The sequence below is a fragment of the Achromobacter mucicolens genome (assembly GCF_902859725.1).
GTDB classification, from domain to species: Bacteria; Pseudomonadota; Gammaproteobacteria; order Burkholderiales; family Burkholderiaceae_B; genus Achromobacter; species Achromobacter mucicolens.
The window spans coordinates 328,582-352,003 of sequence record NZ_CADIJP010000002.1 but is presented as its reverse complement, the minus strand read 5'-3'; the positions used below and the strand labels follow the sequence as shown (position 1 = coordinate 352,003).

The following is a 23,422-nucleotide window of genomic DNA, read 5'->3' as shown; positions in this document are numbered from 1 at the left end:
TTTCTCAATATGGGGTTTATGCCGCTTCGGAGGCCATCATCTGGACGGCCGAATCTATGTCTACCGCAACGATACGCGAAACCCCTTGCTCTTGCATGGTTACACCGATCAATTGCTTTGCCATTTGCATCGCGATCTTGTTGTGCGAGATGAAGAGGAACTGCGTCTGCTCGCTCATGTTGGCGACCAGATTCGCATAGCGTTCGGTGTTGGCGTCGTCCAGCGGCGCGTCCACCTCGTCGAGCAGGCAGAACGGCGCGGGGTTCAGCTTGAACAATGCGAACACCAGGGCCGTCGCGGTCAGCGCCTTTTCGCCGCCCGACAGCAGGTGGATCGTGCTGTTGCGCTTGCCCGGCGGCTGCGCCATCACCTGCACGCCCGCGTCGAGAATTTCTTCGCCGGTCATGCTGAGCTTGGCCTCGCCCCCGCCGAAGAGCTTGGGGAAGAGATCGCCGAAGTGGCCGTTGACGATGTTGAACGTTTCTTGCAGCAGTTCGCGCGTCTCGCGGTCGATCTTGCGGATGGCGTCTTCAAGGGTCTCGATGGCGGTCATCAGGTCCTGGTGCTGGGAATCCAGGAAGCCCTTGCGTTCGCGCGAGGTGTTCAGTTCGTCCAGCGCGGCCAGGTTGACCGAGCCCAGCGCTTCGATCTGGCGCGAGATGCGGCCGACTTCCTGTTGCAGCCAGCTGGCGCGGCGCCATTCGTCGGGTTGGTTGGCCAAAAACTGGGCCAGCTCCTCGCGGTCGACTTCGCGCGCGTTGAGCTGTTCCGTGAACTGTTCTTCAGCCAGGCGCGCGGCCTGCTCCTGCAGTTGCAGTTCCATGATGCGCGCGCGGCGCGGCTCCAGCGTCTGCTCCTGTTGCTGGCGGTCCTCGTCGGCGCCGCGCAGCAGGGCTGCCAGGTTTTCGAGTTCCTGGCGGGCGCGCGACAGCGCTTCCTCGCGCTCGGCGCGCATTTCCAGGGCATCCTGCAAGCCGGCCTGCGACGCGGACGCGTCAAGCTCCGCCAGGTCGCCCATCAACTGTTCCAGCTCGACCGCGCCGCGCTGGCTCTGGTCTGCGGCCAGTTGCTGGTTGCGCTGCAGGTCGGTGATGCGGACCTGGATGCCGCGTTCGGCGAATTCGGCTTCCTGGGCAGCGCGCTCCAATTCGCGCAGACGGGTGCGGGCCGCCTCGGCTTGCGCCGCCAGCGTCTCGCCGTCCATCTCGGCATCGGCGAACTTGGACTGGTGCTCGGCGAGTTCTTCGTCCAACGCTTCGAAGCGGGCCTCGGCCTCTTCGCGCGTGGCGCGCAGGTCTTCTTCGTGCGCCTTGATTTCTTCCAGGTCCTGACGCAGGCGCGAGGCGCGTTCGCCGGACTGTTCGGCCTGCTGCTGCAGCCGCGAATGTTCGAGCTGGATGTCGTGCACGCGGCGCGTGACTTCGGCCACACGCGTGCGCGCCGGCGAGATGGCCTGGGACACCTGCTGCCAGGCGGCTTCGGCGCGGGCAACCGCGGCGCGGGCCTGGTCGGCGATCAGTTGCTGGGCCTTGATCTCGCGCTGCAGGTTTTCGATTTCCTGCTGGCGCGCCAAGAGGCCGGCCTGTTCGGAGTCGGGCGCGTAGAACCGCACGCTGTGCGCGTCGATCAGGTGACCGGCCTTCACCACGCAGGCAGCGCCGGCGGGCAAGGTCGCGCGCAGGGCCAGGGCCTGGGTCAGGTCATTGGCCGTATAGACGCCGGCCAGCCATTCGTTCAGCAGCGTGCGCAGGTCGGGATCGGTGATGCGCAGCAGGCTGGCCAGCGGCGTGAAGCCGGCAGGCGCCGGCGGCGTGGGCGCGGCGGCGGGCAGTTGATAGAACGCCAGCCGGGCGGGCGGCGCATCATCGGCAAAGGCGCGCGCCCAATCCAGATTGCGCACTTCCATGGAAGCCATGCGTTCGCGCAGCGCCGATTCCAGGGCGGTTTCCCAACCCGGTTCGACGTGCAGCTTCTGCCACAGGCGCGACAGTCCGGCGAGTTCGTGCTTGGCCAGCCAGGGTTCGAGCGCGCCCTGCTTCTGCACGTCGTCCTGCAGCTTGACCAGCGCGGACAGGCGGGCTTCCAGGCGGGCCAGGTTCTGGGCTTCGGTCTGGGCGGCGGCCTGGGCGCGGCTGCGCTCGGCGTCGGCCTCGGGCACGCGGCCCTCCAGGACGGCCAGTTCTTCCTGGGCGGCTTCGAGCTGGTCTTCGCCCGCGGCGCGGTCGCCAGCCAGTTGTTCCAGGCGCTCGGGGTCGGGGCTGTGCAGCTCGCGCAGTTCCTGTTGCAGGCGCTCGCGCCGCTGGTCCAGGGTCTGCATCTGGCGGTCGGCGTCGCGCTGGGTCTGCGCGACCAGCGCAAGGTTTTGCTCGACGCGGGCCAGGGCCGCGCGCATCTCGTCGCGGCCGGCGGCGGCTTCGCGCACGCGCTGCTCGACCGAGGGCAGGCCCGCCTGCGCGTCTTCCGCGGTGGCGCGCGCCTCTTCGGTGCGGGCGGCGGCCGCGGCCAGGTCGTCTTCGGCCTGGGCGATCTGTTCGGTGCAGTGCTCGCGCTGGCTGGTCCATTCGGCGATCTGCTGCTGAAGCTGATCACGACGGGCCTGCAGGCGGTTGCGGGAATCGACGACGTGGCGGATCTCGGCTTCCAGGCGGCTGACCTGGGCGTTGGCCTCGTACAGGGCGCCCTGCGCGGTATGGACGGCGTCGCTGGCGGCGTAGTGGGCCTGGCGCCGGGATTCCAGCGCGGCCTCGCCCGCACGCAGCCCGGCAATGGCGGCTTCCAGTTCGTTCTGGGCCTGCGCCATCTCCTGCGCCTTCTTGGCGCGTTCCTCGCGCGCCCCGGTTTCCTTCAGCAGCCACAGCGAATGCTGTTTCTTTTCGCCGTCGGCCTGAAGCTCGCGGTAGCGGGTGGCCACTTCGGCCTGGGCTTCCAGCTTTTCGAGCTGGCTGTTCAATTCACGCAGGATGTCTTCGACGCGGGTCAGGTTCTCGCGCGTGTCGGACAGGCGGTTTTCGGTCTCGCGGCGGCGTTCCTTGTAGCGCGACACGCCGGCCGCTTCTTCCAGGAAGACCCGCAGTTCTTCGGGGCGGGCTTCGATCAGGCGGTTGATCATGCCCTGCCCGATGATGGCGTAGCCACGGGCGCCCAGGCCCGTGCCCAGGAAGATGTCGTGGATGTCGCGGCGGCGGACCTGCTGGTTGTTGACGAAATAGCTGCTGGTGCCGTCCCGGGTCAGCACCCGGCGTACCGCGATTTCGGCGTAGCTGCTCCATTGGCCGGCAGCGCGCCCCTCGCTGTTGTCGAACACCATTTCGACCGAAGCCCGGGCGGCGGGCTTGCGGTTGCCCGAGCCATTGAAGATGACGTCCTGCATGGACTCGCCACGCAGTTCCGATGCCTTGGCTTCGCCCAGCACCCAGCGCACGGCGTCGATGATGTTCGACTTGCCGCAGCCATTGGGTCCCACCACGCCGACCAGCTGGCTGGGCACGGGGATGACGGTGGGGTCGACGAAGGACTTGAAGCCGGCGAGTTTGAGCTGAGTAAGGCGCACAGTACGATGACGACGGGGTGGGTTGAACGAAAGGCGTTAACGGACCTGCCGCACAGATTGCAAACCGGCCCATGAAGGGCCGGCTCTCATATGGGTCGTATGATACCGCAGGCGGTCTCCACCCTGACCTGGGCGCCGGGCAACCCGCGGGCAAACGCGCAATGGCTCGGGGCAAGGGTCCGGCTATACTCCCTGACACTTTTTGGCACGACACATAATTTTCACGCGGACTGGCCAGGCTCTGGCCAAAGATCGGGGACATTCTTGAAACGTGGTTTCTATCTGGTCATGGCGGCGCAGGCCTTCTCGTCATTGGCGGACAATGCGCTGTTCATCGCAGCGATCGCGCTGATACAGGAGCTGCACGGTCCTGACTGGCTGGCCCCGATGATGAAATGGTCGTTCGCGCTGGCCTATGTCGTGCTGGCCGCGTTCGTGGGCGCCATTGCGGACTCCTACCCCAAGGGCCGCGTGATGTTCTCCACCAATGCCCTGAAGGTGGCCGGCTGTCTGCTGATGTTCTCGTACGCCAGCATCGGCGTCGCCCCCCAATACCAGACCTGGCTGGTCTGCGCCGCCTACGGCGTGGTGGGCATCGGCGCCGCGGCCTATTCCCCCGCCAAGTACGGCATCGTGACGGAAATGCTGCCGCCCACCATGCTCGTCAAGGGCAACAGCTGGATCGAGGGCCTGACGGTCTTCTCCATCATCCTGGGCACCGTGCTGGGCGGCCTGCTGATTTCCTCGTCCGTTTCCACCGCCCTGCTCAGCCACTCCTTCATCGGCAAGCTGGTCCACACGCCGGCCGAGGCCGCCATCCTCGTCATCGCCTTCGTGTACCTGCTGGCGGCGCTTTGCAACCTGATGATTCCCCGCACCCACGTGCGTTATCCGCCGCAGCAGAAGAACCCCGTGCGCCTCGTGCGCACGTTCTGGGGCTATGTCTGCGTGCTGTGGAAGGACAAGCTGGGGCAGATCTCGCTGGCCGTCACCACCCTGTTCTGGGGCGCCGGCGCCACGCTGCAGCTCATCGTCATCGAATGGGGCCGCAGCCACCTGGGCTACCAGCTCGACAAGGCCTCGATGCTGATGGGCGTGGCCGCGCTGGGCACGGTGGTCGGGTCGATCCTGGCCGGCCGCATCCCGCTGCGCCGCGCGCTCGCCGTGCTGCCGGTGGGCGCCGCCATGGGTCTGGTCGTGCTGCTGATGCCGCTGGTCTACCAGCCCTGGAGCGTCTATCTGCTGCTGTTGCTGACGGGCGGCCTGGCCGGTTTCTTCGTGGTGCCCATGAACGCCCTGCTCCAGCACCGCGGCCACGTGCTGCTGTCGGCGGGCCATTCGATCGCCGTGCAGAACTTCAACGAACAGCTCAACATCCTGCTCATGGTGGCCATGTACACGCTGCTGCTGTGGCTGGAACTGCCGATCAACGTGATCATCGTGATCTTCGGCTCTGTCGTGGCCGTGCTGATGGTGGTCTTCATGCGCTGGAGCAAGCGCAACATGCAGGCCAACCCCGACCTGCACGACCAGATCGGACAGGAAGGCCACGGCCGCGCGCTGGATACCACCCACTAGGCCGCGCGCCAACCGTTTGATCTTCCAACAAAAAACCGGGCTTTCGCCCGGTTTTTTCATTTGCCGCCGGTCCCGCTACAGTTCGCGGGCGGCCAGCTTCAAGTCCTGCCAGGCACGCGCCTTTTCTGACGGGCTGCGCAGCAGATAGGCCGGGTGGTAGCTCACGACGACCGGAATCTGCGCGCCCTCGTCCGTCTTCAAGTGATGGACGCGGCCCCGCAGGCTGCCGATGGTGGCGTCCGTGCCCAACAGCGTCTGCGCGGCAAACCGCCCCAGCACCAGGATGCGCTCGGGATTGAGCAACGCGATCTGCCGCATCAGATACGGGCTGCAGGCGGCGATTTCCTCGGGCTTGGGATTGCGGTTGCCCGGGGGACGGCACTTGATGACATTGGTGATGAAGACATCCCGCTCGCGGCTCATGCCCACCGCCGCCAGCATGGCGTCCAGCAACTGGCCCGACCGGCCCACAAAGGGCTGGCCCTGGCGGTCTTCCTGTTCGCCGGGGGCTTCGCCCACCACCAGCCAACGGGTCGGCTGAGCGCCCTGGCCGACTACCGCATGGCGGCGGCCCTGGCACAGGCCGCAGGCCGAACACGCCACGACCTGCGCGGCCAGTTGTTCAAGATTGGCGTCCTTGACGGCCTCGGCCACCGGAATGGGCGGTGGCGCTTCCTCCTGGACTTCGACCTTCGGCGCCGGCCGCGGCGGCGGGCCGGTTCGGTTCAGGATCGAGGCCGGAATGGCCGATGCGCGCCCCGATGGCGGCTCCGCCGGCGTGGCCGCGGGCGCGGACACCTGGGCAGCCTGCGCGGGCTGCGCAGTCGTTGGAACCGCAGAGGGCGTTTCGGCCGGGGCCGGCGCGACGATGGCGGATTGGGGTGCGGCAGCGGGCGCGCCGCCGGACAGGGCCGAGGGCGCCGCCACGGGGGCCGGGGCAGATGCGCCGGAAGGTGCGGCGGCAGAGGGCCCGACGGGCGTCTTGATGGCCGGCGCGGCAGGCGGCGTACGCAGCCACAGCCGCTCCATGCCGAGCTCGCGCAGCCAGATTCGCTGCAACGGGTTGATGCGGGGCGGCGCAGGGCGCGCCGCGGCGTCCACCGGGGTCATGCCGGAGCTCCGTCGGCTTGGTCAAAGCGCTTTTGCATGACGATGGCATCCTCGCGGCCGCCCTTCTCGGCGGGGTAATAGCCACGGCGCACGCCGATTTGCAGGTAGCCGTGGCCCGTATAGAAACTGATGGCGGAGGTGTTGGACGGCCGCACTTCCAGCAACAGCCCTTCCAGCCCCCGTTCGCGCGCCTGCTGTTCGCACCAATCGAGCAGCACGCCGCCGAGCCCCTGGCGGTGCAGGTCCCGCGCCACCGCAATCACCAGCAGGTGCGCCACGTCGGGCGCATACATCAGCACGCAGAATCCGGCCAGCTTGCCCTCGCGCCGCAACGTCCAGGCGCCGTAGCCCGACGCCAGGGCGTCAGCGAAATTGCCGCGCGTCCAGGGGAACGCCTGTACTTGCGCCTCCAGCGCCACGACTTCTTCCAGGTCCGCCTGCGTCATGAGCTGCGGCACGGGCGTGGCGAGCGATGGCTGGGCCTTGGGATTGCCGCCCTCGCCGCGCAGGCGCTCGGCGGTGGTGAACGCCACCTTGTCCCGCACATAAAGCGGCGCGGCAAGCTCGGGCGCCAGGGTCTCGCCCCGCAGCCAGCCCTGACGGGCAAGGCGCGCCACGCTGGCTGCCTGCGGCCGCTGGGCATGGATGGCACGGCGCCATTCGGCGGGCGCCGCCATGTCGGCGGCGTAAGCGTCCCAGGCATCCCCGGCCAGCAGCGGCGCGATCGGCTGGCCGGCCCGCGCCGACCAGACCGGCAAATGGTGTGCCGTCCAGGGCACGACCTCGGCGGCGGCGATCAGCATCGGCGCCTGCAGGGTTTCCCAGACGGATTCATCACCCGCCGCGGCGCTACGGCGGTAGACTGCCAGATAGACCTCGTTCATGCGGGCGTCCAGCGCCACGACCACGGCCTCGCCAGGGGTGGCATCGACGTCCGCGGCCACGGCCTGGTGCGAAACAATAGGCAACACCGGGATGCCCAGCCCCAGCGCCATTCCCTGGGCGACGCCGCAGGCGACGCGCAGGCCGGTGAAGCCGCCAGGCCCCTGCCCGAACGCCACGGCGTGCAGCCCCGATGCGGCAATGCCGGCCTCGGCAAGCAGCGCATCGGCCATAGGCAGTAGGCGCTCGGCGTGTTCCTGGGAACCTTCGTGTTCGCGGACGCTGATCTCCAGGCGGCCGTCGACCGCCCGCAAAAGGGCCACGCCACATCGTGACGATGAAGTTTCCAGTGCCAGCAGGTTTAGTTCCATAGATGCAGATTGTACGAAATAAGGCGCTGTAACCCCCGGGTGTAAGGGGGATTTCAACCAGGGATCGCAATGTGTAATATCTTGTGAACGCCCTCTAGCCCCCGGTTCTTGTCACTGTTACATTTCCGGCCATGAATACGCAAAACACCACCCCCACCCGAAAAATCCTCGTCGTTGACGACGATCCGCGCTTGCGCGATCTGCTGCGCCGGTACTTGTCCGAACAGGGATTCAACGTTTTCGTCGCCGAAGACGCCAAAGAGATGGGCAAACTCTGGCAACGTGAGCATTTCGACCTGCTCGTGCTGGACCTGATGCTGCCCGGCGAGGATGGCCTGTCCATCTGTCGCCGGCTGCGCGGTGGTCACGACAACACCCCCATCATCATGCTGACGGCCAAGGCGGAAGAAATTGACCGCATCGTCGGCCTGGAGATGGGCGCGGACGACTACCTGTCCAAACCCTTCAACCCCCGCGAACTGCTGGCCCGCATCAATGCGATTCTGCGCCGCCGCGGCACCGAAGAACATCCCGGCGCCCCCAGCCAGGAAAACGAATCCATCGCCTTCGGCCCCTACGTGCTGAATCTGTCCACCCGCACGCTCACGCGCAACGGCGAACAGGTGCCCATCACCACGGGTGAATTCTCGGTGCTCAAGGTCTTTGCGCGCCATCCGAAGATTCCCCTGTCGCGCGACAAGCTCATGGAACTGGCTCGCGGCCGCGAATACGAAGCCTTCGATCGCAGCCTGGACGTCCAGATCTCGCGTCTGCGTAAACTGATCGAGCCAAACCCGTCCAAGCCCGTATTCATCCAGACCGTTTGGGGTCTAGGATACGTGTTCGTCCCAGACGGTGGTAGCTGATCGGCTGGCCCGCCCCGGGCAGGAGCGCAGCGTCGTGCCGCGCCTGCGCAGAACATTCAGGAACCTGACATCACGTTTGCGGCTGGGCTTGTTCGGCCGCACGTTCCTTTTGCTCGCCGCGCTGATGCTCGTCAGCCTGGGCGCGTGGCTTCAAGTATTTTTCAGCATGGAGCTGGGACCGCGCGCCAATCAAATGGCGCAGCGGGTGATCACGGCCGTCAATATCACGCGCACCGCGCTGATCTATTCCCATAACGGCGAACGCAGCAAGCTCCTTCTCGACCTGGCCACCAACGAAGGCATCCAGGTCTATCCGCGCGAGGTCACGGACTTCGCCGAAGCCCTCCCCGACGACGACTACTGGCAGCGCGTGGCCCAGCACATCCGCACGCGCTTCGGCCCGGAAACGCAGATTGCCTGGGGCGTGAACCAGGTGCCCGGCTTCTGGGTCAGCTTCCAGATCGAAAAGGATCTGTACTGGCTGGTGTTCGAGCGTGAGCAGATCGGTCTGACAGGCGGCATCGAATGGCTGGGATGGGGCGCCACCGCGCTTTTGCTGTCCCTTGTCGGCGCCGCGGTCAGTGTGGGATTCGTCAACCGGCCGCTCTCCCGTCTGGCGCGTGCCGCCCAGGTGCTGTCACGCGGCGAAACACCCGCGCCGCTGCCCGAGCAGGGCCCGCTCGAGATCCGCGACCTGAATGCGTCGTTCAATCGCATGGCCAAGGATTTGCGGCAGGCCGAGGCCGATCGCGAACTCATGCTGGCCGGGATCTCGCACGACCTGCGCACCCCGCTTGCGCGCATGCGGCTGGAAATCGAACTGAGCGGCGTGTCCGAGGACGCCCGGCAGGCCATCGACGAAGACCTCGGCCAGATCGACCACAGCATCGGCCAGCTGATGGAATACGCGCGCCCTGCGGGCACGCTGCCGCAACTGGCCACCGACATTTCCGCCGTGCTCGCCGAACTGTACGAACGCGAGCGCAGCCATACCGCCTCGCTCGGCGGCGAACTGGAAGCCTCGCTCGAACCTGGCCTGCGCGCCCGCATTACCGCGCTGGACTTGAAGCGCATCGTCAGCAACCTGATCGAGAATGCGCGTCGCTATGGCCGCTCGCCCGACGATGGGATGGCGCACCTGAACATGACGCTGCAGGCCGAAGGCAGCATGATCGTCATCGAAGTGTCCGACCGCGGCCCCGGCATCGCGCCCGAAGACGTGGACCGCCTGCTTCGCCCGTTCTCGCGCGGCGAGGCCGCCCGCACCGGCGTCAGCGGCGCGGGCCTGGGTCTGGCCATCGTCGAACGCCTGCTCAAGCACGTCGGCGGGTCGCTGCGCATGCTGCCGCGCGAGGGCGGCGGACTCACCGCACGGATAGAGCTGCCCAAAGCCAAGTTTAGGAATTATCAATTAGACAACGATAATCCATAGCGTAAAATTTGTGGTTTGAGGCGCTGCCTTATCTCCACCCAACAACTACGGGAGTAAACATGAAAACTGTTGGCGACAAACTCGAACCCTTCAAGGTCACCGGCGTCAAGCCCGGCTTCAACCAGCACGAAGAAAACGGCGTGTCGGCGTTCGAAGACATCACCGAAAGCTCGTTCCCCGGCAAGTGGAAGGTGATCTACTTCTACCCGAAAGACTTCACGTTTGTGTGCCCGACCGAAATCGTCGGCTTCAACAAGCTGGCCAAGGATTTCGAAGACCGCGACGCCGTCCTGCTGGGCGGTTCGACCGACAACGAATTCGTCAAGCTGGCCTGGCGCCGTGAGCACCCGGACCTGAACAAGCTGGGTCACTACCAATTCGGCGACACCACCGGCGCCCTGATCGACCAGCTGGGCGTGCGTGAAAAGGGTGCTGGCGTTGCCCTGCGCGCCACGTTCATCGTCGACCCGGACAACACGATCCAGCACGTTTCGGTGAACAACCTGAACGTCGGCCGTAACCCGGAAGAAGTGCTGCGTCTGCTCGACGGTCTGCAAACCGACGAACTGTGCCCGTGCAACCGTACGGTTGGCGGCGCCACGCTGTAATTTCCAGCCCGGTCCGGGGCCTGTCCGCAGGCCCTGCGCCGGGCATTAATTGCGCTAGATTATAGGTAAAAACTATGGAATTTCTTACGACCATTAAGGAACAGCTGCCGGATTGGGCCAAGGACATCCGCCTGAATCTGGACGCCGTGATTGCCCGCTCGACGCTGGCTCCCGAAGACGCCGTGGGCGCCGCCCTGTCCGCCGCGTACGCCGCGCGCAGCCCGGTGCTGGTCGAGGCCTTCAAGAGCGGCCTGTCGGAAGGCGACGCCAATGCCGCGCTGACCGCCTCCGCCCTCATGGGCATGAACAACACCTGGTATCCCTACGTGGAGATGACCGGCGACGCCCAGTTGAAGAGCCTGCCGGCCCAGTTGCGCATGAACGCCTACGCCACCCACGGCGGCGTGGAAAAGAAGCGCTTCGAGCTCTTCGCCCTGGTGGCTTCCATCATCGGCAAGTGCCATTTCTGCGTGGCTTCGCACTATGAGAACCTGAAGAACGACGGCCTGTCGACCGAACAGCTGCGCGACGCCGGCCGGATTGCCGCCGTCGTCAACGCCGCCGCGCTGGCGCTGGCCGCCCAAGGCAAGTAAGCGACCCGCCGCTCGCAAAAAAAGCCCGCCTGCATCATGCAGGCGGGCTTTTCCTTTTGGTTGCCGTGTAGCGCGCTATTTGCCGGTGGCGGGCTTGACCGGCGCGGTCGGCAGGCCGTTGGCGGTCCACGCCTCCATGCCGCCCCGATACCAGTAGGCGCGCCAACCCAGCGTCCCCGCGCGCAGCGCCGCGTTGTAGGAGGATCGGTCGTTCATGCCCGCGCCCATGAACACGATGGGCGTGTCGCGCCGGTCTCCGGTGTTCTTCTTCAGCCAGGCGTCCAGCGCGCCTTGCAGGTGGTCCGCGACGCTGCCGTCCGACCCGGCGTCGGACAGCGGATAGGCGATGGGCAGCGTTTCCCGTAGCCCGCTGGTGTCGATGATGAGAATGTTCTTATCGTTATTGATCAACCGCACCAGCTCCGGCGTCGTGATGATGTCGGCGCGCGTGTGCTTGTTGGGCGTTGGCCCCCGATACGGCGACGAGAACAGCAGGTTCGTCGGCGGCACGCCGTAGTCCTTCAGCTCGTCGAAGGCGCCGGCGGGCAGCGCCGGCATGCCCTGCCCCGCCGCGGGCGGTTGCCGCGGCGCCGGCGGCGCGCCGCCATCCTTGGCGACGACCTCGCCGCCCACCGTGCCCATTTCAATATCCGAAACCATCACCGCGATGTTCTCGATCAGGTCGTAGCACATCGTGATCGAACCCTCGCGCGGGTTGTACCAGGCATTCAACTGGCCGCAATCCTTGAACACCACGTTGACCGGCCGCGGCAGCACGTAGGTCTGGCCGAGCAGCTTGATGTTGTTGGTGATGGCCTCGGACAGGTTGTTCGCGAACAGGTTGCCGATCTTGCGCTTGGATGGCTCGAATACCACGTTGACCGGCGCGCCGGGCGCGTTGGCCGGCTGCAGGCCGTCGGGCGTCCAGGTGCCGACCCGCGTATGCGGCGCCAGCAGCCGGCGCCACGCGCGGTTCTGCTTATTGAATTCGTCCGTGCACCGCGCTTTGGTCCGATCCTCGAAGCCAACGTGCTTGGCCACCGGTTCGAACACCGCGGGATTGCCGCCGTACATGATGCACAGCATGTTGCGAAAGCGCTTCAAGTCGCCCGTGTGCTCGTCCTGCCAGGCCGAACTTGCCGAGGCGCCGCGCTTTTCCGCCAGCTTGCCGCTGTAGTACCACTGCAGCGCGGCATACGTCGCGGCCTCGCGGGCCATGGTGTTCAGGTCCTCGTCCTTGGTCGGGTACATGGTGGGCTCGACGATCTGCAACGCCGAGTACATGTCGACCGCATCCTCCTCGGCGCCCGTCGCCGGCAACTCCAGCTCGCCGATCAGCGCGTGGCCAAACTCGTGCAGGAAGATGCTGCGCATGATCCCGACATACACCCCGACGATTCGCAAGGTATCGCCGCCAAAGCGCGGATAGGGGCCCTCGCCCGGCAAGCCGGGGGTGTTGTTGGCGGGCGTGCGGGTGGCGGGCGTGTTGTTGACTGCCGTGTTATTGGCGGGCGCGGGAGGCGGCGCCGCCGACGGCACGCGCGGCGCACCCGCCCCCGAGCCGCCTTGGCCGCCGGACCCGGCGGGCTTGGCAGCCACGTCCGACACGATCATGAAGTCGGCAATGCCGAACGTGCCTTCGTCGTACGCCATGATGCCGATCTCGCTGCCCAGCGCGGGCTCGTTCTCGATATCGGCAATCTTCTGGCCATTGACCAGGAAACGCGCGGCGCCGGGCACTTCCACCACTCTGATGCGGTCGGTGCCGTCCAGCTTGGCCACGTTGGGCACGGAAGCGATGTCGCGGCGCGTCTGGCCCTCCAGACAGAACAGCATCGTGTTGCGGTCCGCCCGGATCTCCAGGAGGCACAGGCTCTTGCGCGCGTTGTTGTTCAGCGCGATGCCGATGGACGCCTTGGGACTCTTCGAGTTGACCATCACGTTGACATCGGTGATGCGGCCCGTCTCGGGCGCGGGCCCCGGATTGATGTAGAACGTCTGCTCGCCGCCGGGCACATCGCTATTGCGCAACGTGAACCAGCCGTCCTGCTCGCCGACGTGCCAGCCTTGCAAAAGCTGCTGTTTGACGGTGCCTGCCAGTGGGCCGAGCTGCTTCTCATACGCCGCGTGCGCGGTGGTAGCAAAAGCGGCCAGCACGAAAAATAGCCCCGCGCCACGGAATCGCATCTGAATGTCCCTGATTAGTCAGATTTCAAGTCGCGCAGCGTATGTCAGATCAAACCGGTCCGCTTATTCATTTGTTAAAGATGTATTCCAACGTAAAAGCCGCCCGGGCTGGCGGCACGGACGGCTTTCGATTTGGGGGCAGGCGTGGCGTTCGCGCCACGGAACGGGTGGCGCGTCAGGAATCCACGCGCGCCAGCAGCGCGACCACTGTCGCCGCGATGCCTTCCTTGCGGCCCAGGTAGCCCAGGCCTTCGTTGGTCTTGGCCTTGATGTTGACCTCGGTCTCTGCCAGCCCCGTATCGGCGGCAATGTTCTTCACCATGGCCGGCGCGTGCGGGCCGATCTTGGGCGCCTGCGCATGCAGCGTGGCGTCGATATTGACCGGCGCCCAGCCCGCCCGGCGCACGCGCGCCATGGCTTCGCGCAGCAGGACGCGGCTGTCGGCGCCCTTGAAGGCCGGATCGGTGTCGGGAAAGTGCCGGCCGATGTCGCCCAGCCCCGCCGCGCCCAGCAGCGCATCGGTGATCGCGTGCAGCAGCACGTCCGCATCGGAATGCCCCAGAAGGCCATGCGTATGGGGAATCGTGACCCCGCCGATGATCAGCGGCCGGCCTTCGACCAGCGCGTGCACGTCAAAGCCCTGCCCGACGCGAAAAGGAATGCTCATAGCCATTTTTCCATCAGTTCAAAATCGTCCGGCCATGTCACCTTGAAGTTGCGCATCGACCCCGTGACCAGCAACGGCGCGTAGCCGGCGGCCTCGATGGCCGAGGCCTCGTCGGTGACGATGACGCCATTCACGGAGGCCGCGGTCAGCGCATCGCGCAGTACGCCCGCCCGGAACATCTGCGGGGTTTGCGCCAGCCACAGGCCGTTGCGGTCCAGTGTGCGCTCGACCCGCTGGTGCCCGCCCTTGACCGTATCGGCCACCGGCAGGGCCAGCAAACCGCCCACCGGATCGGCCAGGCAGGCATCGATCAGCCGCGCCAGCGCCTGGGCAGGCAAGCCGGGGCGGGCCGCGTCGTGCACCAGCACCCAGGTGTCGTCGGCGACCTCGCTGTCGGCAAGCGCGCCGGCGACCGTATCGGCGCGCGTCGCGCCGCCGCAGGCACGCCAGACGGTGCGCGGCAGGCCAGCAAGCGCGGCATCGACCCAGCCGTCGCCCGGGCTGACCGCCACCCGCACCCCGGACACGCGCGCGTCGGCCAGCAGCGCGCTGACCGCATGACGCAGCATGGGCTGTCCGGCCAATGGACGGTATTGCTTCGGAACGGCCTCGTGCCCGGGCCGGCTGGCGCGGGCGCCGACACCGGAGGCGGGCACGATTGCGATGATTGAGTCAGACATGGTGCGGAGATTTTATAATCGTTCGCTTGATGTCCGCTTCCAGCCTGATGCCCGCCCCTTCCTCCTCCGCCACGGCCGCCCCCCCCGTCCCCGCCACGGTTCCCACCCTGTCCGCGTTAAAGCCCGGCACGCGCTACGCGCAGCCCAGGCCGCCGGGTTCCGGCGACGCCTGGCTGCTGGCGGATCTGGCCCGCCAGGCCGGCGGTCCGCTGGTCATCCTGACGGCCGAGCCCCTGGAAGCGCAGCGCCTGGCCGAGGAAATCCAGCTGTTCGCGCCCGGTCTGCGCGTGCGGCAGTTGCCCGACTGGGAAACGCTGCCCTACGACGCGTTCTCGCCGCACCAGGACCTGATTTCGGAGCGCCTGCACACGCTGCATTCGCTGATGATGAAGACGGTGGACGTGCTGACCGTACCCATCACCACGGCGCTGTACCGGCTGGCGCCGCCCTCGTTCCTGGCCGCCTACACCTTCTCGTTCAAGCAGAAAGACCGGCTGAACGAAGCGGCGCTGCGCGCGCAGCTGACGCTGGCCAATTACAACCACGTCACCCAGGTGACCGCGCCCGGCGAATTCTGCCTGCGCGGCGGCCTGATCGACCTGTTCCCGATGGGCTCGGTGGTGCCGTACCGCCTGGACCTGTTCGACGACGAAATCGAGACCATCCGCAGTTTCGACGTGGACACCCAGCGCAGCCTGTACCCCGTGCGCGAGGTCCAACTGCTGCCAGGCCGAGAATTCCCGATGGACGAGGACGCGCGCAACCGGTTCCGCGCGCGCTTTCGGGAAATTTTCGAAGGCGATCCCTCGCGCGCCCTGCCCTACAAGGACATCGGCAACGGCATCCCCTTTGCCGGCGTCGAGTACTACCTGCCGCTGTTCTTCGAAGAGACCGCCACGCTGTTCGACTACGTGACCGAAGGCACGGTCATGGTCACGGTCGGCGACATCGACGACGCGATCCAGCGTTTCAACCAGGACACGGCCAGCCGCTACAGCTTCTTGAAGAGCGATCGCGAACGTCCCGTGTTGCCGCCCTCGGCCCTGTTCCTGGATAACGAATCGCTGTATGGCCGGCTGAAGGCCTTTCGCCGCCTGTCGCTGACTGCCGGCCAGGCGCACCCCGACTTCCGGGCCGCGCCCGATGTCAGCGTGGCGCGCCGCGCCGAGGATCCGATCGCCAAGTTGCGCACGTTGGTGCAGGCGGGCCAGACCCGCGTGCTGCTGTGCGCCGATTCCGCAGGGCGCCGCGAAACCCTGGTGCAGATGCTGCACGAGTTCGGCGTCACGCCTGACGCGCAGCCCGAGACCATCGAAGCCTTCCTGGCGTCGGACGCGCATTTCGGCATCGTCGCCTCGCCACTGGGCGTGGGCTTCCAGCTGCCGGACGCAAACCTCGCCTTCCTGACCGAAAACGACCTCTACCCCGGATTGGCAACGCCGGGACGCCGCGGCAAGCGCGACCAGGAGCGCGCCAGCAACGTCGAAGCCATGGTGCGCGACCTGTCCGAGCTGCGCGAGGGCGATCCCGTCGTCCACGCCCAGCACGGCATCGGGCGCTACCACGGCCTGGTCAACATGGACATGGGCGAAGGCGAGATGGAGTTTCTTCATCTTGAATACGCCAACGGCAGCACGCTGTACGTGCCGGTGTCGCAGCTGCACGTGATCGCCCGCTACAGCGGCGCGGATCCGGAAGCCGCGCCGCTGCACCAGCTGGGCTCGGGGCAATGGGACAAGGCCCGCCGCAAGGCAGCCAAGCAGGTGCGCGACACCGCCGCGGAACTGCTGGCGCTGTATGCGCAGCGCGCCGCGCGCGAAGGCTTTGCGTTCAACCTGCCGCTGAACGACTACGAGGCCTTCGCCGAGGGCTTCGGCTTCGAAGAAACGGCCGACCAGGCCGCCGCGATCCAGGCCGTCATCAGCGACATGACCTCGGGCCGCCCGATGGACCGCCTGGTCTGCGGCGATGTGGGTTTCGGCAAGACGGAAGTCGCGCTGCGCGCCGCCTTCCTGGCCGTCGCGAATGGCAAGCAGGTGGCGCTCTTGTGCCCCACCACCCTGCTCGCCGAGCAGCACGCCCAGACCTTCACGGACCGGTTCGCCGACTGGCCCGTACGCGTGGTGGAACTGTCGCGCTTTCGCTCGGCCAGGGAAGTCTCGGCCGCCATCGAAGGCATCAACGACGGCCGGGTCGACATCGTCATCGGCACGCACAAGATTCTGTCGAAAGATGTGAAGTTCAAGCGGCTGGGTCTGGTCATCATCGACGAGGAACACCGTTTCGGCGTGCGCCAAAAGGAAGCGCTCAAGTCGCTGCGGGCCGAGGTCGACGTCCTGACGCTCACCGCCACGCCCATTCCCCGCACGCTCGGCATGTCGCTGGAAGGCATCCGCGACTTCTCCGTCATTGCCACGGCGCCGCAGAAGCGCCTGGCCATCAAGACCTTCGTGCGGCGCGAAGACGGCAGCACGCTGCGCGAGGCCCTGCTGCGCGAACTCAAGCGCGGCGGCCAGTGCTACTTCCTGCACAACGAGGTCGAGACCATCCACAACCGCCGGGCGCGCCTGGAAGAACTGGTGCCCGAGGCCCGGATCGCCGTCGCGCACGGCCAGATGCCCGAGCGCGAACTCGAACAGGTGATGAAGGGCTTCTACCAGCAGCGCTACAACGTGCTGCTGTGCACCACCATCATCGAAACCGGCATCGACGTACCCAGCGCGAACACCATCGTGATCCATCGCGCCGACCGCTTCGGCCTGGCGCAGCTGCACCAGTTGCGCGGACGCGTCGGGCGCTCGCACCATCAGGCCTACGCCTACCTGCTGACGCCGGGCGAAGACGCGATCACAAGCAACGCCAAGAAACGGCTGGAAGCGATCCAGGCCATGGAAGAGCTCGGCTCGGGCTTTTACCTGGCGATGCACGACCTCGAAATCCGGGGTACCGGTGAAGTGCTGGGCGACTCGCAGTCGGGCAACATCCAGGAAGTGGGCTTCTCGATGTACAACGAGATGCTCAACGAGGCCGTGCGCGCGCTGCGCGCCGGCGAAGAACCCGACCTGGACGCGCCCTTCAACCTGGCGTGCGAGGTCAACCTGCACGCCCCGGCACTGCTGCCGTCCGACTATTGCGCCGACGTGCATGCGCGCCTGGCCATCTACAAACGGCTGGCGCACGCCGCCGACGAAGACGACCTGATCCATATCCAGGAAGAACTGATCGACCGATTCGGCAAGCTGCCGGAAGCGGCCCAAACCCTGCTGGCCACGCACCGCCTGCGCCTTGCGGCCCAGCCGCTGGGCATCGTCAAGATCGACGCCAGCGAAGCGCAGGCCCTGATCCAGTTCGGCCCCAAGACCTCGGTCGATCCGGCCCGCATCATCGACCTCGTCCAGCGGCAGCGTCACATCAAGCTGGCCGGACAGGACAAATTGCGCGCCGAGATCAAGGCCCCCCTCATTCCCGCCAGGGCCGACGCCGTGCGCGCCGTCCTGCGCGCGCTCAAGTAAACCCGACTCTCCTTCCCATCCGCCATGACTACCCACAATCTCGTCGTTCAATCCCCCGGCCTCGCCATCGAACATGCGGAGCAGCTTGCCGCGCTGGCCCAGGCCCAGGGCGTGGCGCGCATCAGCAACACCGCGGCGCGCCTGCTCGACGTGCAGCACGACGACGAGACGCGCGCGGTGGTATGCGCCTTCGCCGAGGCGCGCGGCGTGGACGCCGCCTTTGTGCCTGCCGGACTGAAGCTTGCCCACTGCAAGGTCCTGGCCATGGACATGGACTCGACCCTGATCAACATCGAATGCATCGACGACATCGCGGGCGTGGTCGGCGTGAAAGACAAGGTGTCGGAGATCACCGAGGCCGCCATGCGCGGCGAGATCAAGGATTTCGCCGAAAGCCTGCGCCGGCGGGTCGCGCTGCTGAAAGGCGCGCCGGCTGGCGCGCTGGACCAGGTCTACGAGGAAAAGCTGCGCCTGAACCCGGGCGCCGAACGCCTGATCTCCACGGCCCAGGCCGCCGGCATCAAGGTGCTGCTGGTGTCGGGCGGTTTCACCTTCTTCACGGAACGCCTGCGCGCCCGCCTGAACCTGGACAGCGCTCACGCCAACACGCTGGAAATCGAAGACGGCGTGCTCACCGGACGCGTGCTGGGCGACATCCTGGACGCCGACGCCAAGGCCGCCCACCTGCGCGACTTCGCGCGCACGCACGGTGCCTCGACGGATCAGATCATCGCAATGGGCGACGGCGCCAACGACCTGAAGATGCTGGCCAACGCCGGCTTTCCGGTGGCCTACCACGCCAAGCCGCTGGTGCGTCAGCAGACGCGCTACGCGCTGAACGTCTCCGGATTGGACGGCGTGCTGAACTGGTTCGAGAGCTGATCCTGCCTCAACGGTGCCTGACACCGCGCCGCAACGGACGCCAGCCACCTCCCAAAAGCTAAAGCCACCTCAGCAACGAGGTGGCTTTTTTCATGCAAGCTGCGCGCCGCTGACGCGGCGCCCCGCCATCAGTACCGCACGCGCAGGGACAGCAGCGCCGCCCGGCCCGTGCCCAGCGCCGCGTAGTGCGCGGCGTAGGCCTTGGTGTAGTACGTTTCGTCGAAGATGTTCAGCACGTTCAACTGCGCCGAGAAGTGCTCGTTGAACTCATAGCCGGCCATCGCGTCGAAGCGCCAGTACGACGGCACCCAGCGCGCCTTGGGCGTGCCGTCGGCGTTCTTCGTGGCGTCCGAGTTGCCGTACACCTTGTCGACGTAGTAAGCGCCGCCGCCGACCGTCAGCTTGGGCAGGACCTTGTAGGTCGTCCACAGGCTGAAGGCGTTGCGCGGCGTGTTGGGCAGGTCCTGGCCGACGGCGCCGCTGTTGTAGGCGCCCTTGGTCATTTCGCTGTCCATGAAGGTGTAGCCGCCGAACACGTTCCACTTGGGCGTAATGGCGCCCGAGAATCCCAGCTCGATGCCGCGCACCTTGGCTTCGCCCACTTGCGCCACTTCGGTCGCCGACACCGCCACGCTGGTGTTCTTGCGGATGTCCTGGAACGCCGCGGCCGACAGCGTCAGCTTGTCATCGAACACCTGCCACTTCGTGCCCAGCTCCACCGTGCGGCTCTTTTCCGGTTCCAGCGAAGACGTCGACACCGAGGTCGCATCGCTGATCGCTCCGCCAGCAATGGCGGACGGCGTCGACGAGGTGCCGTAGGTCGCGTAGATCGTGCCGTTGGGCACGGGTTTGTACGCCAGGCCGACCTGGTAGTTGAAAAGGTTGTCCTCACGGCTCGTGCTGTAGAACGCGGGGGTGCTGGACGGGTCGTTACGGCCGCGCGCGATGTTGCTGCCGCTGGTGCGGTAGTTGTCCCACCGTGCGCCCAGGCTGGCCTGCCACTGCTCGTTGAACTTGATGGTGTCGAAGCCGTAGAGGGCCAGCGTGTCCGTGTTGTAGACCGCAGGATTGTTGTTGCGGGTCAGCTTGCCGGTGTAATCGTCGTGGGGATTCGGATCCCACAGCGAGGTGCACAGCGCCGGGTTCGACAGGTCCGTGGCGCTGACCTTGCAGTTCATCGGGCCCCGCGCGATCGTCTGGGTGTAGCTGTCCTTGTCCTGCTTGATGTTGCTGTACTCGAAGCCCAGGTCGAACGAGTGCTTCAGGCTGCCGGTCTCGAATTCGCCCGTCAGGTCCGTCTGGTTGGCGAACGTCTTGGTGACGTAGTAGCCGGACTTGAGCGCGCGATACACCAGCCCGTTCGGGATGTTGCCCTTGCTGTCGTCGGGATTGGTCGCCGCGAAATCCGTCGTGCCGCGGCCATAGCGCGTTACGTTGCGCAGTTGCAGCTTGTCCGAGAAGTCATGCTGGAAGTCCACGGTGGCAACGTCATCGCGGGTCTTCATGAAATCGCGGCCGGTCAGGCCATAGAACGACTTGCGGCTCACGCCCATGGTCTCCGTCACCGGCTGACCCGACTTCGGGTCATAAGGAATGGAGTAATCGGGCATGCTGTCGTCCTGGTAGTGGTAGTAGCTCAGCGTGATTCGCGTCGGCGTGCCCACGCCCAGCATCAGCGACGGCGCCACGCCCCAGCGCTCGAAGTCCACCGCGTCATCGCGGCCCGGCGTGTCACCCTTGTTGCCCATCACGTTCAGACGGAAAGCCGCCTTCTCGCCCAACCGCCAGTTGCTATCGATCGTCGCGCGGTAGTTGTTGTCCGTGCCGATCTGCGCCGTGGCTTCGGTGAAGTCCGTAGCCTTTGGCGTCTTGCTGACCATGTTGATGCTGCCGCCCGCGCCGCCGCGGCCGGAGTACACCGAATCCGGTCCCTTGATGATCTCGACCTGCTCCAGATTGAAGGTATCGCGCACCTGCGTGCTGCTGTCGCGGATGCCGTCCAGGAAGATGCTGCCGGCCGAATTCTGGCCGCGAATGATGGGAAGGTCGCCGCCCGGACGGCCACCCTCACCCGCGCCGAAGGTGATCCCTGGCGAGTTGCGCAGCACGTCCTGCAGCGTGGATGCCGCCTGATCCTGGATCACCTGCTGCGGCACAACCTGCACCGTGCGCGGCGTGTCCAGCAACGGCGCCGTCATCTTGGGAGACTGCGCGGTCGACGTCTGGTACGACGAACTTTCACCCTCCACCCGGACGGGCGACAACTGCGTCACGCCGCTGTCCGCGGACTGCGCTGCGGCATAGGGACTGACGAACAATGCGGGGGCGGCAATCGCAGCAGCCAGCGACGTGGCGAGCGTATTCAGCGAATACGAATCTTGGGGCTTCAATCCAGCTTCTCCAGAATGTAAATAGAAACGATTCTTGTTTTTTTGTCGTTTGCGATTCTGAACCGAGGCGCTGAATGAAACCTGAATGAAAGGCTGTTGCTGATCTAAAAGATGAAAAAACAACAGAGTTGATCTGGCGCAAATGCGAAGCGGCCGGAGATTCGAATCGGGGGCAGATCAACCTTGGGATCCGGAAGGAGCACAAGCCCCTGCCCGCATGCGCGGGACAAAAAAAACGCCCCGACATCGGGGCGCTATTTTGTGCTGGGCAGGACTCAGACCCGAAGGCGAGGATGCCGCTTGAAGAGGTACCGGTACACGAAGCCAGGATAGGCCAGCACCAGATACAGGCTGAGCGTGATGGCGTAGAACTCCCACGTCTGGGCGAAGCGGTTGCCCAGCGTGGACTCGAATGCAAAGCCCAGCGCGCCGACGATAGCGTAGAACACCAGCACCTCGACCAGCCGCAACCAGAACGGCTTGACCGCCACCGCCCCACCCTGCTTCCAGGGCAGCACGGCGAAGACGCGCTCGGTCAGGAAGGGAAGATTCGCGCTGACAAGCGCCAGCGCGATCAACAGCCACACCGCCAGCGTCTGGTTCATGGCTGTTATCCGTTCCTTAGAGGCTCAGCGACGAGCGGATGGCCTGCACGCACAGGGCCATCAGGCCACCCGGCAACAGACCCAGCACCAGGATCAAGGCGCCGTTGATCGACAGCACGCCGCGCTGGCCGGCCGTGGCCACCATCGGGGCGGCGTCGGCCGCCGGTTCGTCGAAGTAGACGACCTTGACCACGCGCAGGTAGTAGAACGCACCGATCAGCGAGAACAGCACCGCGACCACAGCCAGCGTCACGTGGCCGGCGGAAACCAGCGCCTGCAGCACGGCCAGCTTGGCATAGAAGCCCACCAGCGGCGGGATGCCGGCCAGCGAGAACATCAGGAGCAGCACGATGGCGGCATGCCACGGGCTGCGGCGGTTCAAGCCCTTCAGGTCGTCGATGTGCTCGCACTCAAAGCCCTGGCGCGACAGCAGCAGCACGATGCCGAAGCTGGCGAGCGTGGTCAGCACGTAGGTCAGCATGTAGAACAGCGAGGCGCCGTACGCGGCCGACGACAGTTCCGGCTTGCCGGCCACCGACCCCGACATCAGGCCCAGGAGCACGAAGCCCATGTGCGAGATGGTCGAGTAAGCCAGCATGCGCTTGAAGTTGGTCTGCGCAATGGCGGTCAGGTTGCCGATGGCCAGCGACAGCACCGCCAGGATCATCAGCATCGGCTGCCAGTCGGTGGCCAGGCCGTGCAGGCCATCGACCAGCAGACGCAGCGTGATCGCAAAAGCGGCCAGCTTGGGCGCGCCGCCCAGGATCAGCGTGACGGCGGTGGGCGAACCCTGGTAGACGTCCGGCACCCACATGTGGAACGGCACGGCGCCCAGCTTGAACGCAAGGCCCGACACCAGGAACACGATGCCGAACACCAGCGCCATCTTCTCGGCCTTGCCGGCGGCGATGACGTTGGACACTTCGGTCAGGTCAAGGTGACCCGTCGCGCCGTAGATCATGGACATGCCGTACAGCAGGAAGCCCGAGGCCAGCGCGCCCAGCACGAAGTACTTCATGGCGGCTTCGGTGGCCACGACGTTGTCGCGGCGCAGGGCGATCAGCGCGTACAGCGCCAGCGACATCAGCTCCAGGCCCAGGTAGATGGAGATCAGGTTCCCGGAGGAGATCATGACCATCTGGCCCAGCAGGGCGAACAGCGTCAGCACGTAGAGTTCGCCGCCGCGCACCATGTCGCGAACCTGCGCATACACGCGGCCGTAGATCAGCGTGACGCCAACGGCAAGGTACGAAGCGATCTTCAGCAGGTGCGACAGCTCGTCCGTGACGTACAGGCCGTTGAACGTCGAGCCAGCCACGCCGTTCTTCCACTGCACGGCCGACACGACGGTCAGCACGCCCAGGGCAAGCATGGTCAGCAGAAACGTCGGCTTGCGCTCGGGGTGATTGCTGACCGCGTCGATGAGCAGGATAGCCAGGCCGAAAATCAGCAGAAGGATTTCCGGTGTCGCCAAGGCGAAATCGATTTGGGATTGCATCATTGTCTTGT

Annotated in this window: 16 protein-coding genes; 7 read left to right on the top strand and 9 right to left on the bottom strand. The window is 66.0% G+C overall.

What is annotated here, in order from left to right; all coding sequences use genetic code 11:
• Positions 1 to 16 precede the first annotated feature (16 nt).
• The gene (gene smc, locus HV786_RS03395; RefSeq protein ID WP_056321768.1) at positions 17 to 3,550 is read right to left on the bottom strand and encodes a chromosome segregation protein SMC; all 3,534 of its coding nucleotides are present in this window, start codon (positions 3,548 to 3,550) and stop codon (positions 17 to 19) included.
• A gap of 264 nt (positions 3,551 to 3,814) precedes the next feature.
• Here smc and lplT point away from each other — a divergent pair, with 264 nt between their 5' ends.
• The gene (gene lplT, locus HV786_RS03390) at positions 3,815 to 5,128 is read left to right on the top strand and encodes a lysophospholipid transporter LplT (RefSeq protein ID WP_062840523.1); all 1,314 of its coding nucleotides are present in this window, start codon (positions 3,815 to 3,817) and stop codon (positions 5,126 to 5,128) included.
• Positions 5,129 to 5,203: 75 nt separating this feature from the next.
• Here lplT and HV786_RS03385 read toward each other — a convergent pair whose 3' ends face one another.
• Together HV786_RS03385 and tsaB are read right to left on the bottom strand one after the other, a co-directional pair.
• Positions 5,204 to 6,238: a uracil-DNA glycosylase gene (locus tag HV786_RS03385; RefSeq protein WP_175209977.1), complete on the bottom strand. Its 1,035-nt coding sequence runs from the start codon at positions 6,236 to 6,238 to the stop codon at positions 5,204 to 5,206.
• Positions 6,235 to 7,491, bottom strand: a complete 1,257-nt coding sequence (tsaB, locus tag HV786_RS03380; RefSeq protein WP_175209975.1) for a tRNA (adenosine(37)-N6)-threonylcarbamoyltransferase complex dimerization subunit type 1 TsaB — start codon at positions 7,489 to 7,491, stop codon at positions 6,235 to 6,237. Before tsaB ends, HV786_RS03385 begins: the two co-directional genes overlap by 4 nt.
• A gap of 131 nt (positions 7,492 to 7,622) precedes the next feature.
• On the opposite strand from tsaB, the gene risA reads away from it, so the two are divergent.
• From risA to HV786_RS03360, 4 genes are all read left to right on the top strand, one after another.
• A complete protein-coding gene (gene risA / locus HV786_RS03375; protein WP_003813882.1) occupies positions 7,623 to 8,357 on the top strand; it encodes a response regulator transcription factor RisA in 735 nt (244 codons plus the stop codon).
• Between the two features lie 34 nt (positions 8,358 to 8,391).
• The gene (gene risS, locus HV786_RS03370; RefSeq protein ID WP_056321757.1) at positions 8,392 to 9,789 is read left to right on the top strand and encodes a sensor histidine kinase RisS; all 1,398 of its coding nucleotides are present in this window, start codon (positions 8,392 to 8,394) and stop codon (positions 9,787 to 9,789) included.
• Positions 9,790 to 9,848: 59 nt separating this feature from the next.
• Positions 9,849 to 10,397: a peroxiredoxin gene (locus HV786_RS03365; protein ID WP_006217982.1), complete on the top strand. Its 549-nt coding sequence runs from the start codon at positions 9,849 to 9,851 to the stop codon at positions 10,395 to 10,397.
• A gap of 74 nt (positions 10,398 to 10,471) precedes the next feature.
• The gene (locus HV786_RS03360; protein WP_042796792.1) at positions 10,472 to 10,990 is read left to right on the top strand and encodes a carboxymuconolactone decarboxylase family protein; all 519 of its coding nucleotides are present in this window, start codon (positions 10,472 to 10,474) and stop codon (positions 10,988 to 10,990) included.
• 75 nt (positions 10,991 to 11,065) lie between these two features.
• On the opposite strand, the gene HV786_RS03355 is transcribed toward HV786_RS03360, so the two are convergent.
• The 3 genes from HV786_RS03355 to ispD form a co-directional block, all read right to left on the bottom strand.
• Positions 11,066 to 13,177, bottom strand: a complete 2,112-nt coding sequence (locus tag HV786_RS03355; RefSeq protein WP_175209973.1) for a DUF4344 domain-containing metallopeptidase — start codon at positions 13,175 to 13,177, stop codon at positions 11,066 to 11,068.
• A gap of 175 nt (positions 13,178 to 13,352) precedes the next feature.
• Entirely contained in the window at positions 13,353 to 13,844 is a 492-nt protein-coding gene (ispF, locus tag HV786_RS03350) for a 2-C-methyl-D-erythritol 2,4-cyclodiphosphate synthase (protein ID WP_128827640.1), read from the bottom strand.
• Complete coding sequence (ispD, locus tag HV786_RS03345; RefSeq protein ID WP_175209971.1) at positions 13,841 to 14,524, bottom strand: 2-C-methyl-D-erythritol 4-phosphate cytidylyltransferase; 684 nt, start codon at positions 14,522 to 14,524, stop codon at positions 13,841 to 13,843. The genes ispF and ispD overlap by 4 nt, the downstream gene beginning before the upstream one ends.
• Before the next feature lie 29 nt (positions 14,525 to 14,553).
• Between ispD and mfd the strand changes: the two genes are divergently transcribed.
• Complete coding sequence (gene mfd / locus HV786_RS03340; RefSeq protein ID WP_175209969.1) at positions 14,554 to 18,036, top strand: transcription-repair coupling factor; 3,483 nt, start codon at positions 14,554 to 14,556, stop codon at positions 18,034 to 18,036.
• 24 nt (positions 18,037 to 18,060) lie between these two features.
• Positions 18,061 to 18,918, top strand: a complete 858-nt coding sequence (gene serB / locus HV786_RS03335; RefSeq protein WP_128827639.1) for a phosphoserine phosphatase SerB — start codon at positions 18,061 to 18,063, stop codon at positions 18,916 to 18,918.
• A gap of 128 nt (positions 18,919 to 19,046) precedes the next feature.
• Here serB and HV786_RS03330 read toward each other — a convergent pair whose 3' ends face one another.
• From HV786_RS03330 to nuoN, 3 genes are all read right to left on the bottom strand, one after another.
• Entirely contained in the window at positions 19,047 to 21,308 is a 2,262-nt protein-coding gene (locus HV786_RS03330; RefSeq protein WP_175209967.1) for a TonB-dependent receptor, read from the bottom strand.
• Positions 21,309 to 21,583: 275 nt separating this feature from the next.
• The gene (locus HV786_RS03325; RefSeq protein WP_056321739.1) at positions 21,584 to 21,913 is read right to left on the bottom strand and encodes a DUF2818 family protein; all 330 of its coding nucleotides are present in this window, start codon (positions 21,911 to 21,913) and stop codon (positions 21,584 to 21,586) included.
• A 16-nt stretch (positions 21,914 to 21,929) separates the two neighbouring features.
• Positions 21,930 to 23,414, bottom strand: coding sequence for an NADH-quinone oxidoreductase subunit NuoN (nuoN, locus tag HV786_RS03320; RefSeq protein ID WP_056321736.1), 1,485 nt, complete (start codon positions 23,412 to 23,414; stop codon positions 21,930 to 21,932).
• Positions 23,415 to 23,422: the final 8 nt, after the last annotated feature.